We start from the raw sequence: 12,668 nt of genomic DNA, 5'->3' as shown, positions 1-12,668 counted from the left end.
AAAATGCGTATTCTGAAAGATAGTGCTCTTTATTTAGGTGGGGAGTTATTTTCAAAAAGTATTCCCTTTCTACTACTGCCATATTTAACACGACGCTTAGGTACTGATGGCTTTGGAGATATGTCTTATTACCAAACAATCTTAGCGCTACTTGCTATCATTGTCGGGTTAAGTCAGGACGGATCAGTATCACGTTATTTTTATTTTTATGGAAAACGGTCAATTAATTTAGTTGTTTTAATTGGTTATTTTTATACTACCATTATAACTTTATTCATGCTTATTGCATGTTGGGTTATTAATTCATCGATATTAGCTATCTTAGTAATCACATCATCATTCCAATCTTTATTCAGTACACAACTTAGTATTTTACAATGTCAAAAATTAGTTAAGCAATATATAACACTACAAGTTTTTTCAGCAATATCATCAGGAGTATTGACGTTGTGCTTATTGACGTTTTTTTACTCTTCCCTTGTGGAAAAACGATTTTTAGCGTTATTGTTAAGTAATTTTACTTGTGTCTTGTTTTCTTTATATATATATAGAAGAAATCATAATTTAAAATTCAAATTTACTTTTTATAAATATAAGGTGACATTTTTATATTTTTTCAGTTTTGGATTTCCCCTCGTATTTCATCAAATTAGCGGTTTTTTGAAAGGACAACTGGATCGTTTGTTAATCTATCACCAATTTACTAATGCTGAGTTAGGAATATACTCAGCTGCATTTCAAATAGCATCTTCTTTTTCTATTTTATTATTAGCTTTAAACAAAGCATGTGTCCCGTACTATTATGAAAAATTAAGAAGCGGTAAATTAAATAGAAATAAAATCATTAGGTTAGCACTATATTCTATTTTCATTATACCCATACCTGTATTGATATCTTTATTGATACCCGAAGTATGGTTAGTTTGGTTTTTAGGTGAGTCGTATATAGGTACTAAATATTTTATTTCTTTATTCCTATTAGGAATGTCCATTACTATACCTTATTTCATATTAATTAATTACTTTTTTTATCATGGAAGAAAATATATTATAACATATAGCTCTATCTTCTCTTGTATATTATACATTTTTTCACTATATATACTTAGTCACTTGGGTATCAAATATATCCCTTATTCAACTGTTATTGCGAATGCTAGTATTGTAATAGTATTGCTTTTTTTTATTTATTTCGATGGGGGTAAATATGGTGGTGGGAATAAAGAATTTTAATCTGTTCATTTGTAGCACACCTCTGCAGATGATTATAGCCGAAAAAATAATAATAACTAATAGATTACCATCGGAAAAAAATATTATTATAGTATTGCATGCTAATAGTAATGAAAAATATCTTAACTATGCTAATAGACTAAAAAAACTAGCATTTGAAATGTTTTATTTCTCTATGGACTTTGGATCTTCCAGAATAAAAAAACTCAAACACCATTATAAAATAAAGAATTTTTTGAAATGTAATTTTAGTAATGAAAATTCTTACGATGTTTATTTTGCAAATATTAATGATATGACCATTAGTCAATTATGTACTATGATAAATGTAAATAGAGTATTCACATTTGATGACGGAATTGGTAATGTAAATAAAAAAAGCATATATTTTCGTGATGAAAAAAACAGTATCCAAAATAAAATTCTTAGATGGATTATGGGAATAAAAGAAAAGCAGATAACTCTGAAGGGAAAAATATTTAAACACTATACTATATACGATGGGTTAGATAATATAGTAAAAAAAGAAAAATTAATACCTTTATCGATATGGCCATTTGATTCTGATTTAAATAAAACAAAGGGTGTTCGGGAAATAAAGAAAATATTCCTTGGTCAACCATTTAATGAGTTAGGGGTTGAAGAACAGATAATTATAAAAAACATTAAAAGCCTGGGGATTGAATATTATTTTCCACACCCAAGAGAAAAAAACAAAATCCACAATGTTAATTACATAAATACATCAATGATATTCGAAGAATATATATATAATGAAATCATTGAAAATACAGATACTAGCTATGAGATATATTCTATTATTAGCAGTGCACTGTTGAATATTAATGAATTATCGTTAACTGAACGATTGAGTGTTTGTTATTTATATACGGATGATATAAAGAAGCAGTATTCTGATGTGTACGAATTATTCGATAAAATGAATATTTATTCTATTAAAATAAGGTAAAATAAAAAATGAGAATTTTGTTTTTAATAACAAATCTTGGTAGCCAAGGAGGAACTGAACGTGTAACGACCTTGATAGCAAATAAACTTAGTGCCATAGGTCATTCTATTTCGATTGCAAGTATTGAAGGATATGAACAGCCTGTTTATGAGATCGATTCAAGGGTTTCTATATATAATATGTATTTTTCACATGTCTCGCTTAAGAAAAAATATATATCTATAGTTCATAAAACCCGTTCCTTTTTAAAAAAAGGGGAATATGATGCTCTAGTTATTGTTAATACCGGGCTGTCTCTCATCGCTATACCAGCAGCATTTAATTTAAATTTAAAAATAATAAACTGGGAGCATTTTAATCTGTATGCTGATGTAAATAAAGGAAGTATGTTTCGACATTTTTCTAGGTGGGGAGCAGCTTTATTTAGTGATTATATTGTTACTCTAACTGAAAAAGATAAAAGTTATTGGATATCTTATTTTGGTTCATGGTTAAAATCTAATATAGTCAATATTCCTAATCCGGTGAGCTTTGAAGAATTAAGATATAGCTCAAGCGAAAAAACAAAAACTATTTTATCTATCGGGAGGCTTAATGAACAGAAAGGATTCGATATGTTAATTGAAGCATGGCGCTCAGTTGCTGAGAAACACCCTGACTGGATTCTGAATATTATAGGAGATGGCGATGAAGAGAAGAATTTAAAAAATTTAGTTAAAAAATATGATTTAGAAAAAAATATTTCGATTAAATCATTTAACCCTGATATAGAATATGAATACAGAAATGCTAAATTTTATTGTTTGAGTTCTCGATATGAAGGTTTACCTATGGTATTACTAGAAGCTCAGTCGTATGGCATTCCTATTATAAGTTTTGATTGTGACACTGGACCTTCTGATATCATAGAACATGGGTATAATGGTTTTATAGTCAAAAATGGTGATATAGATCAATTAAGTTTTTTTATTTTAAAAGCTATTGATTTAAATGACTCTGATTACTCAATCATGTCTTTTAATAGCGCCAATAATTCCAAAAAATATGCAATTGCAGATGTGGTTAAATTATGGAATAACATCCTTATTGATTAAGATGGATATCTTTTCGATGAAAATAAAAAAATCAAACCTATTTGAGCATACAATTTTTATTATGTTGACGTTTATGTTAGCATTTATTGTGTCTATGCGCGGTGATACACCAGATACATTTGTTTATGCTAATTTTTTTGAAAATTATTCATATTACTCATATAATCCATTTAAGTTTTATAAGGAAACTCAGGCAGATAGTATTATCCAATATTTTTCATTTCTCATTCATCTTTTTAGTGATAACTATAGGTTATTGTTTTTTTTATTTTCTGTTTTAACATTTATTTTTATTAAGAGAATTTGTGATATTCTAAAAATAAGTTTCCTTCAATGTATATTAATATATATAGGGACATATTTTCTATCTCAGCAGTTCATGCAAATAAGACAGGGGTTAGCAACGCCTATTGTTATCTACTGTTTGCTCAGTACACAAGCTAGGAATAAAGTTACGCTATTAAACTTTTTTTTTATTATTCTTTCTGTTCTTACACATATTGCTAGTGTTGTTGTTAATATATTTAATGTTAAAATAATTAGATCTTTTTTATATACGAATAAAATTAATGACTATTTTAAATTAATCTTTATTTTTATTATCGTTTTCCTTTCCTGTAGGGTTGTGATGATGTTAGGGATAGGGAATTTTGGTGATAAAATGTTATCTTATAAAGATTCTCAATTTAATTACTCAAGAGATTTTTGGGATCCAGTAACAATTAAAACCTTTATTATTTTAGCTATAACATTTTTCCATAGACGCTTCTTTAAAGATAATAGTTCATTTTATTTACTTATGTGGATGTATTTGATTGGTTTTTCTTTAAGACTAGGATTTTATGATTTTGCACTACTTAGTGGTAGGCTAGCGACGTATTTTACGTTTACAGAAATTTTTTTAATACCACTTATATTCAATATCTATAAAACTCCTTATAGAATTGTTTTTTATGTGTTTTATTCAGCCCTTATTTTATATATAAACTTATTTTATAACCTTAATTTTCTTGTAGAGGATTACTTTACTCCATTAACAATATAGTAAAAATGGTGTTTTTATGAAAAAAATAAAAGTGTTGAATGTGACTGGTGTAACTCCTGGTGGAGGAGTATATACTTTTTTAAGAAATATAGAGTTGTATTCTGATAAAAATCAGTTTGATATGCATTATATTTTTTCTCGCGATGAGAATACGAGTTTTTTTTTAAATTCATTTCCAAGTGATAATATAAACATTCTTCCATCAACAAAAATGAGGAATCTATATTCTTTTTTTAAAGAATTGATTTGTTTTTATAAAGATAACTCTAGTAGTATTGATGTAATTCATATCCATTCACCTAATATAGCGTTACCACATCTTTTATTTTCCAAACTATATGGAATAAAGGTAAGAACTTTACATAGCCACAATACTAGACATGCTGATGTTTTTCATAAAAAAATAAGAAATTATTTTCTTTCTGCATTCAATAATTCATTAATTAATTCTCGTTTGGCTTGTAGTAATGTTGCTGGTCGATTTTTATTTGGAAAAAAATTTTTTACTATAATAAAAAATGGTATCGATCTTTCTGTTTTTAAATTCAATATAGAAAGAAGAAATATTGTACGCTCGGCGCTTAATTTTGATAAAAATAAAGTATATGGACATGTTGGGGGATTCTTACCCCAAAAAAACCATGTTTTTTTATTGAAAATATTTTCGGAGATAATTAAGAAAGAACCTGAGTCGAGAATGTTATTAATAGGTGATGGATTTCTGAGAGAAAAAATTGAGAAAGAGGTTTCTAATTTAGGAATAGAAAAAAAAGTTTACTTTTTAGGCCAGCGGGATGATGTTGCTGATCTAATCCAGGGGATGGACGTTTTTTTATTTCCATCGGTATTTGAAGGATTAGGATTTGTAGCTATTGAGGCGCAAGCTAGTGGTCTCACATGTTTTGTCTCAGAGCAAATTCCAGAAGAGGCTAGAGTAACTAATTTGATTAACTATTTACCACTTACTAAATCTGCTATTGAGTGGTCTAATTTAATCATAAGCCATACTCTTTATCTCCCTCATCGGGAGAAATATTATCTATCTGTTAAAAATGCTGGCTATGATGTTCATGATTGTGTCAGGAACTTGCAAAACTTCTATATCTCCCAACTAAGAAAAAATAATGGCTAATTCAATCTCACTTGTTCTTGTTACATTTAATCGTAGTTCGTTATTAAATGAAATGCTTTCTTCCGTTTTAAATCAAACGTTGAAACCGGGTCATGTCTTTGTTATAGATAACAATAGCAATGATAATACTAAAGACGTCGTAGTTTCTTTTCGCGACAGTTATAAAGATCAACTTAGCGTCAGTTACCACAATACCGGTGCTAACCTTGGTGGCGCAGGTGGTTTTGAATTCGGTAGTCGCTTGGCCTACAATGATGGGTATGAATGGATTTGGCTGGCGGATGATGATGTCGTTTTTGCTTCAGACTGCTTGGCTAATTTACTTAAGTATCAGCAAATGGGAGATATTTTGCAACCAATGCGCATGAATATGGACGGTAGTTGCGCTGAAATTTCTGGCATTGATTATGAAATCAATAACCTTTTTAGATTGAACCCTAAAAAGAAAAAAATTACGGATATTTATGAGCATGAATGGGAGACTCAAGAAATCCGTACAATTCCTTTTGAAGGCCCATTGATTAACCGACGGGTGTTTGAAAAAATCGGTTTTCCAAATCAAGATTTCTTCATTTTTTATGATGATCTTGATTTTGCGATTCGTGCTAATCAAGCAGGACACAAGATTATTTGTGTAAAATCGGCTATAATGGAGCGAAAGATAAAGTTTGTCCAGAGTCGAGCATTGACGTCATGGAAAGGTTATTTTATGTATCGTAACTTTTTTAAAGTGCAATTGACGTATGCTAAAAAACCTATAGGAATATTGCGTACGTTATTAATCTATCTTTCTGTTAATTTTTATTCAATATGTACAGGGGAGTTTAAATCAGTACCCACATTATTTTATGCCCTGAAAGATGCATTGAATAAAGATTTTCCGTTGGATTTACGTTTTAAACCTTAAACTTGAAAAATAATTATGACCAAAAAAATTGCTATTGTCGGAGCTGGTTTCAGTGGTGCAGTAATTGGCCGTGAATTGGCTGATGCTGGGTTCCTAGTGGAAATTTTTGATCAACGTGATCATATTGGTGGAAACTGCTATACGGCAAGGGACTCTGAAACTAGCGTTATGGTTCATACTTATGGGCCACATATTTTTCACACTAATAATAAAATGGTGTGGGATTATGTAAATCGCTTCGGTTCATTTAAACCCTATATTAATAGAGTAAAGGCGGTAACTAAGGGGAAAGTGTACTCTTTGCCAATAAATTTACTCACGATTAACCAGTTTTTTAATGAATGTTTGTCTCCATCCGAAGCAAAAAAATTCCTTGCTGAAAAAGCGGATAAAAAAGTTACCGATCCACAAACGTTTGAAGATCAAGCATTAGCATTCGTCGGTGACGATTTGTATGAAGGATTCTTCAAGCATTACACCATTAAGCAATGGGGTATTTCTCCAGCAGAATTGCCTGCTAGTATTCTAAAGCGACTGCCTGTACGGTTCAATTATGATGACAACTACTTTGCTCATCAGTACCAGGGGATGCCGGAAGAGGGGTATACACCAATTATTGAGAATATTCTCGCACATCCAAATATTCATGTTAATTTAGGCGTAGCATTCTCCCCTGAGCAGTGTGGTAACTATGCTCATACGTTTTATAGCGGTACGGTTGATGGATTTTTCCAATATCAACTTGGTCGCTTGCCGTATCGCACTTTGGATTTCAACCAGGAAATACATGAAGGGGATTTTCAGGGATGTGCGGTAATGAACTATTGTGATAATAGTGAACGCTTCACTCGTATTACAGAACATAAATATTTCTCCCCGTGGGAGGACCATCCTAAAACGATTATTTATAAGGAATATAGCCGAAATTGTGAGGTAAACGATATTCCTTATTATCCTGTCCGATTGGTTAATGATAAAGACTTGCTGAAAAAATATGTTGATTTGGCAGAAAAATTGGAAGGCATATCTTTTGTTGGTCGTTTGGGTACATATCGTTATCTGGATATGGATGTTACAATAGAAGAGGCTTTAAATACAGCTTTTCGGTTTATAGAATTAAATAAATATAAGTCTAAAATACCTGTTTTTTTTACTAACATTATTTAACAACAATGTCCCCTTGGTTTTTTGGGGACATCGATATTTTTAAATGGCCTTCGCTAAGGTATTTATCCACTCTGATAAATTGATCTCTAGCGTTTTCATTTTTTTGCAAGCTAATGTTGAAAAAGCAGGTCTATGTGCTGGAGTAGGATATTGCTCAGTAGCTATTGGTTTCAGTGTCGGTATCTTAGCCAAAATAGACTTTCGTTCTGCAACCTTAAAAATCTCCTCAGCAAACTCAAACCAACTCACTTCCTTATCCCCACAATAGTGATAAATCCCGCCTTCAGCATTTTTCTCAAGAAGAGAAATAATTGCCTGCGCGAGATCTCCTGCATAAGTTGGGCAACCACGCTGATCGTCTACAATGCTCAATGCATCTCGCTCTTTACCTAACCGTAGCATGGTTTTCACAAAATTATTGCCGTATTCGCTAAAGACCCAGGCGGTACGCACAATAATTGCCTCGGGGGAAACTTTTGCTACCGCCTGTTCACCCGCCAGCTTGGTTTTACCGTAAACACTTAACGGATTCGTTGCACTGTCTTCGTGGTAAGGTTCTGTTGCATTCCCATCAAAAACATAGTCAGTGGAAACGTGGACTAATCGAATACCTTGTTTGCTGGCGACAATCGCTAGATTTTCTGGGCCTGTAACGTTAATTTTTTCTGCGAGTTCAGGCTCTGATTCAGCCTTATCCACGGCGGTGTAAGCTGCTGCGTTGACGATGGCGTCTGGCTTAAATTGTTTTACTGTTCGCTCAACATGTTCTAGATCCGTGATATCAAGCTCAGCAGCATCAGTTGCTAGAATTTCCCATCCCGCAGGTAAACGATCTTGAAAGCAGCGGCCCAATTGCCCGTTTGCCCCTGTCAATAATATTCTCATTTGATGAGGTCCTTGAATAATTTCCCTAATCTATCTTTCTCAGAGAGTAAAGGGTCTGCTATTGGCCATTCAATGCCAACTTCAGGATCGTTCCATAACAGGCAGCCTTCATCGCTAGGGTCATAATAATCCGTACACTTATATTCGAAATCAGCGATGTCAGAGAGCACAACAAAACCATGTGCTAAGCCGGGCGGTAACCAGAACTGGGTTTTGTTTTCTTCCGACAGCGTAACGCCACACCATCCGCCGTAGGAAGGAGAGTCTTGGCGAATATCAACTGCAACATCAAAAACTTCTCCGCGTACAACACGAACCAATTTGCCCTGCGGGTTTGTTTTCTGGAAATGCAGACCGCGTAATACGCCTTTACTGGAGCGAGAATGGTTATCCTGAACAAAGTCTACATCGATATCCAACATCTCCTGATAACGTCTCTTTTCAAACGTTTCCAGAAAAAAACCTCGCGCATCGCCGAATACTTTCGGCTGAATAATTTTTGCGCCGTGAATGGTAGTATCAATGACTTGCATGTTATTTCTCTGCGATAAGTTGGGTTAAATACTGTCCATAAGACGTTTTGATCATCACTTTTGCTTCATCGGCAACTTGCTGCTTAGATAACCACCCTTTGCGAAAGGCGATCTCTTCCAGGCAGGCCACTTTAAGCCCTTGGCGTTTTTCGATGGTATGAATAAATTGTGAGGCTTCAATTAAGCTGTCGTGTGTACCAGTATCTAGCCAGGCGAAACCTCTTCCCAGCAACTCGACATTCAACGTACCATGTTCAAGGTACATTTGGTTCAGCGTGGTGATTTCTAATTCGCCGCGGTGCGACGGCTTTACCTGTTTCGCCATTTCTACAATGTTCTTATCGTAGAAGTAGAGACCGGTAACGGCCCAGTTTGATTTCGGTTTTGCGGGTTTTTCTTCTATCGACAATGCTCTAAAATCTTGATCAAATTCGACGACGCCAAAGCGTTCAGGATCGGTGACCTGATAGCCGAAGATCGTTGCGCCTTGTTCTTTTTCTGCCACGGCTTCGAGTTTCTTGCCAAAACTCTGCCCGAAATAGATATTGTCACCGAGCACCAGCGCACAGCGCTCCCCATTGATGAACTCTTCACCGATGATAAAGGCTTGAGCCAATCCATCAGGGCTGGGTTGAATCGCGTAGCTGAGTTCAATGCCAAAACGGCTACCATCTCCCAACAGGCGTTGAAATGCTGGCATATCCTCAGGTGTGGTGATAATTAATATCTCACGAATGCCCGCGAGCATAAGAACTGAGATCGGGTAATAAACCATTGGTTTATCATAGATTGGTAGTAGCTGCTTAGAAACTCCGCGAGTAATCGGGTATAAGCGAGTGCCACTTCCCCCTGCAAGCACGATCCCTTTCATCAATGACTCCACTTTTGCCTTATTAAAAACTGTCTTTAAATTATTGTTCTAGTATACCACCCGGTTTCGCCAGAATTGTCCTATGTATTAGAAAAAGTCGATGCCTTGAGATCGCTTTATGGCTGATTGGGTGTAATCTTAGTGTCATGCGTGGCAGGTGGTATTAGGCTACGAAGTGAAAATGATCGGTTCGATCAAAATAGATGTTTAAATAAAAACCATCAGATTGAAGAGAGTCAATCCATGACATCATTGAAAGCCATTATCCCTGTAGCAGGTTTAGGGATGAATTTGTTGCCAGTGACCAAGGCGATTCCTAAGGAAATGCTGCCGCTGGTTGACCGTCCGGTGATCGAGAAGATCATTAACGAGTGCGTTAACGCAGGGATTAAAGAAATTGTTCTGGTAACACATGCGTCGAAAAACGCTATCGAAAACCATTTTGATACCTCATTTGAGCTTGAATCGCTGTTGGAAGAGCGACAAAAGCGCCAACTGCTGGCTGAAGTACAGTCTATTTGCCCTAAAGGTGTGACGATCATGAACGTTCGTCAGGGGGAAACGTTGGGGTTAGGGCATGCGGTCTCCTGTGCTCGGCCAATTGTTGGGGACAACCCGTTTGTGGTGGTGTTGCCTGATGTGGTGCTGGATGAAAGCACGGCCGATCAGACGAAGGAAAATCTGGCGCTATTGATCTCCCGTTTTGAAGCAACAGGTCGTAGTCAGGTACTAGTGAAACATCGCCCTTATGAGGTATTGCCGGAGTACTCTGTCGTTGATTGTGAGCAACCGCTGGTGAATTCAGGGGATGCCGCAGCGATTACGTCAATGATCGAGAAACCTGAGGCACCGTCTGAAACGGGGTCTGACTTGTCTGCGGTAGGGCGTTATGTATTAACTGCCGATGCCTGGCCACTGCTGGAAAAAGCCGTTCCCGGCGCATGGGGACGTATTCAGTTAACGGATGTGATTGCCGATATGATTGCGACTCAGCAGGTTGATGCCGTGCAGATGGCGGGCAAAAACTTTAACTGCGGCCGTAAACTGGGCTACGCACAAGCGTTTGTGTCTTATGGGTTACGCAACCCTGAATTCGGTGCTGAATTTAAAGAAAGTATTAAGGCGCTACTGAAAAAGTAATCTTGAGCGATTACACACTGTAAAACCGCAGATTGCTGAATCGTTCTGCGGTTTTTTCTTTTCCTCACCATACGCTTCTGTTGAGTGAATTTTCGCTATCAAACCAATCACTATCCACTCACGCAAAGCTGAGTTACCATGTTGGCCTGTTTTTAAATTGCTTGCGGGGTTGCAACGCGAGTCGTTGTTGCCGTTGCGGGCAGGTTATCCTTCAGACAGGAGTTGCTTTAATGTCCAAACAGCAAATTGGCGTTGTCGGTATGGCGGTGATGGGGCGCAATCTGGCGCTGAACATTGAGAGCCGTGGCTATAGCGTTTCTATCTTTAACCGTTCTTCCGATAAAACCGATGAAGTGATTGCGGAAAATCCGGGTAAAAAGCTGGTGCCTTCTTACACCGTTCAAGAGTTTGTCGAATCCCTGGAAAAACCCCGCCGTATTCTGCTGATGGTGAAAGCCGGTGAAGCAACCGATAAAACGATTGAATCGCTGAAACCATACTTGGAAAAAGGTGATATTCTGATCGATGGCGGTAACACCTTCTATAAAGATACGATTCGCCGTAACCGCGAGCTGTCTGCTGAAGGGTTTAACTTCATCGGTACAGGCGTATCCGGTGGGGAAGAGGGCGCGCTGAAAGGGCCTTCCATCATGCCTGGCGGCCAGAAAGACGCGTATAAACTGGTTGCGCCGATTCTGGAACAAATTGCCGCGCGTGCTGACGGCGAAGCCTGTGTAACCTATATTGGTGCTGACGGCGCAGGCCACTACGTCAAGATGGTGCATAACGGTATTGAATATGGCGACATGCAGTTGATTGCTGAAGCCTATGCACTGCTCAAACAGGCTCTGAATCTGGGCAACGAAGAACTGGCTTCAACGTTCTCCGAGTGGAATAAAGGCGAATTAAGTAGCTATCTGATTGAAATCACTGCCGATATCTTCACGAAAAAAGATGAAGAAGGTAAATATCTGGTTGACGTGATTCTGGATGAAGCGGCTAACAAAGGCACCGGTAAATGGACTAGCCAAAGTTCTCTGGATCTGGGCGAACCGCTGTCTCTGATCACGGAATCTGTGTTTGCTCGCTACCTTTCCTCGCTGAAAGATCAGCGTATTGCGGCGTCTAAAGTGCTGACTGGACCAACGGCTCAGGCATTCAGTGGCGATAAAGCCGAGTTTGTTGAGAAAGTGCGCCGTGCGCTGTATCTGGGTAAAATCGTATCTTATGCTCAGGGTTTCTCACAGTTGAAAGCGGCATCAGACGAGAACAACTGGGATCTAAACTACGGTGAGATCGCTAAGATTTTCCGCGCAGGTTGCATCATTCGCGCCCAGTTTCTGCAAAAAATTACTGATGCGTATGAGCAAAAAGCGGATATCGCTAACCTGCTGCTAGCGCCTTACTTCAAGAAAGTGGCGGATGAATACCAGCAGGCGCTGCGCGACGTGGTTTCTTATGCTGTTCAGCAAGGTATCCCGACGCCAACGTTCTCTGCTGCGATCGCCTACTACGATAGCTACCGTTCAGCGGTGCTGCCCGCTAACCTGATTCAGGCTCAGCGCGACTATTTCGGCGCGCATACCTATAAGCGTACAGATAAAGAAGGCGTATTCCATACTGAATGGTTGGAATAATCGTTTCTTATGCTTAGATAGTTCAGTTTGCTAATAAAACGTCAGATTAAGAAA

The 12,668-nt window shown here is 36.8% G+C and carries 12 protein-coding genes; 9 read left to right on the top strand and 3 right to left on the bottom strand.

Annotated features, from left to right (window positions below; translation table 11 throughout):
* Positions 1-3: 3 nt before the first annotated feature.
* From OI69_RS19030 to glf, 7 genes are read left to right on the top strand one after another with little or no spacing between them, the layout of a single operon-like run.
* Positions 4-1,233: an oligosaccharide flippase family protein gene (locus OI69_RS19030; RefSeq protein WP_072034253.1), complete on the top strand. Its 1,230-nt coding sequence runs from the start codon at positions 4-6 to the stop codon at positions 1,231-1,233.
* Positions 1,208-2,203, top strand: coding sequence for a glycosyltransferase family 52 (locus OI69_RS03285; RefSeq protein WP_039346087.1), 996 nt, complete (start codon positions 1,208-1,210; stop codon positions 2,201-2,203). The genes OI69_RS19030 and OI69_RS03285 overlap by 26 nt, the downstream gene beginning before the upstream one ends.
* Before the next feature lie 8 nt (positions 2,204-2,211).
* Complete coding sequence (locus tag OI69_RS03280) at positions 2,212-3,297, top strand: glycosyltransferase family 4 protein (protein ID WP_039346085.1); 1,086 nt, start codon at positions 2,212-2,214, stop codon at positions 3,295-3,297.
* A gap of 16 nt (positions 3,298-3,313) precedes the next feature.
* Positions 3,314-4,342, top strand: coding sequence for an EpsG family protein (locus tag OI69_RS03275; RefSeq protein WP_162183340.1), 1,029 nt, complete (start codon positions 3,314-3,316; stop codon positions 4,340-4,342).
* A gap of 16 nt (positions 4,343-4,358) precedes the next feature.
* The gene (locus OI69_RS18795; protein ID WP_052198292.1) at positions 4,359-5,474 is read left to right on the top strand and encodes a glycosyltransferase; all 1,116 of its coding nucleotides are present in this window, start codon (positions 4,359-4,361) and stop codon (positions 5,472-5,474) included.
* Complete coding sequence (locus OI69_RS03265) at positions 5,467-6,381, top strand: glycosyltransferase family 2 protein (RefSeq protein ID WP_039346081.1); 915 nt, start codon at positions 5,467-5,469, stop codon at positions 6,379-6,381. The genes OI69_RS18795 and OI69_RS03265 overlap by 8 nt, the downstream gene beginning before the upstream one ends.
* Positions 6,382-6,396: 15 nt before the next feature.
* On the top strand, positions 6,397-7,548 hold the full coding sequence (gene glf, locus OI69_RS03260; RefSeq protein WP_039346079.1) for a UDP-galactopyranose mutase: 1,152 nt from the start codon (positions 6,397-6,399) through the stop codon (positions 7,546-7,548).
* Between the two features lie 39 nt (positions 7,549-7,587).
* Here the strand turns inward: glf and rfbD are convergent, their stop codons facing one another.
* From rfbD to rfbA, 3 genes are read right to left on the bottom strand one after another with little or no spacing between them, the layout of a single operon-like run.
* Positions 7,588-8,433: a dTDP-4-dehydrorhamnose reductase gene (gene rfbD / locus OI69_RS03255; protein ID WP_039346078.1), complete on the bottom strand. Its 846-nt coding sequence runs from the start codon at positions 8,431-8,433 to the stop codon at positions 7,588-7,590.
* Positions 8,430-8,966: a dTDP-4-dehydrorhamnose 3,5-epimerase gene (rfbC, locus tag OI69_RS03250; protein ID WP_039346077.1), complete on the bottom strand. Its 537-nt coding sequence runs from the start codon at positions 8,964-8,966 to the stop codon at positions 8,430-8,432. The genes rfbD and rfbC overlap by 4 nt, the downstream gene beginning before the upstream one ends.
* A 1-nt stretch (position 8,967) precedes the next feature.
* A complete protein-coding gene (gene rfbA, locus OI69_RS03245) occupies positions 8,968-9,837 on the bottom strand; it encodes a glucose-1-phosphate thymidylyltransferase RfbA (RefSeq protein ID WP_039346076.1) in 870 nt (289 codons plus the stop codon).
* 243 nt (positions 9,838-10,080) lie between these two features.
* On the opposite strand from rfbA, the gene OI69_RS03240 reads away from it, so the two are divergent.
* Together OI69_RS03240 and gndA are read left to right on the top strand one after the other, a co-directional pair.
* The gene (locus OI69_RS03240; RefSeq protein ID WP_039346075.1) at positions 10,081-10,977 is read left to right on the top strand and encodes a sugar phosphate nucleotidyltransferase; all 897 of its coding nucleotides are present in this window, start codon (positions 10,081-10,083) and stop codon (positions 10,975-10,977) included.
* Positions 10,978-11,207: 230 nt separating this feature from the next.
* On the top strand, positions 11,208-12,614 hold the full coding sequence (gene gndA / locus OI69_RS03235) for an NADP-dependent phosphogluconate dehydrogenase (RefSeq protein WP_039346074.1): 1,407 nt from the start codon (positions 11,208-11,210) through the stop codon (positions 12,612-12,614).
* Positions 12,615-12,668 lie beyond the last annotated feature (54 nt).

Origin of the sequence: Pectobacterium fontis, assembly GCF_000803215.1 — a bacterium.
In the GTDB taxonomy this organism is placed as follows: Bacteria; Pseudomonadota; Gammaproteobacteria; order Enterobacterales; family Enterobacteriaceae; genus Pectobacterium; species Pectobacterium fontis.
Note: the sequence above shows the minus strand (reverse complement) of the source record. Positions and strands in the feature narration are given on the sequence as shown.

Bases quoted from the DNA above. Each gene is read 5' to 3' on its own strand.
- OI69_RS19030 (WP_072034253.1), top strand. From the start codon at position 4: ATGCGTATTCTGAAAGATAGTGCTCTTTATTTAGGTGGGGAGTTATTT.
- OI69_RS03285 (WP_039346087.1), top strand. From the start codon at position 1,208: ATGGTGGTGGGAATAAAGAATTTTAATCTGTTCATTTGTAGCACACCT.
- OI69_RS03280 (WP_039346085.1), top strand. From the start codon at position 2,212: ATGAGAATTTTGTTTTTAATAACAAATCTTGGTAGCCAAGGAGGAACT.
- OI69_RS03275 (WP_162183340.1), top strand. From the start codon at position 3,314: ATGAAAATAAAAAAATCAAACCTATTTGAGCATACAATTTTTATTATG.
- OI69_RS18795 (WP_052198292.1), top strand. From the start codon at position 4,359: ATGAAAAAAATAAAAGTGTTGAATGTGACTGGTGTAACTCCTGGTGGA.
- OI69_RS03265 (WP_039346081.1), top strand. From the start codon at position 5,467: ATGGCTAATTCAATCTCACTTGTTCTTGTTACATTTAATCGTAGTTCG.
- glf (WP_039346079.1), top strand. From the start codon at position 6,397: ATGACCAAAAAAATTGCTATTGTCGGAGCTGGTTTCAGTGGTGCAGTA.
- rfbD (WP_039346078.1), bottom strand. From the start codon at position 8,433: ATGAGAATATTATTGACAGGGGCAAACGGGCAATTGGGCCGCTGCTTT.
- rfbC (WP_039346077.1), bottom strand. From the start codon at position 8,966: ATGCAAGTCATTGATACTACCATTCACGGCGCAAAAATTATTCAGCCG.
- rfbA (WP_039346076.1), bottom strand. From the start codon at position 9,837: ATGAAAGGGATCGTGCTTGCAGGGGGAAGTGGCACTCGCTTATACCCG.
- OI69_RS03240 (WP_039346075.1), top strand. From the start codon at position 10,081: ATGACATCATTGAAAGCCATTATCCCTGTAGCAGGTTTAGGGATGAAT.
- gndA (WP_039346074.1), top strand. From the start codon at position 11,208: ATGTCCAAACAGCAAATTGGCGTTGTCGGTATGGCGGTGATGGGGCGC.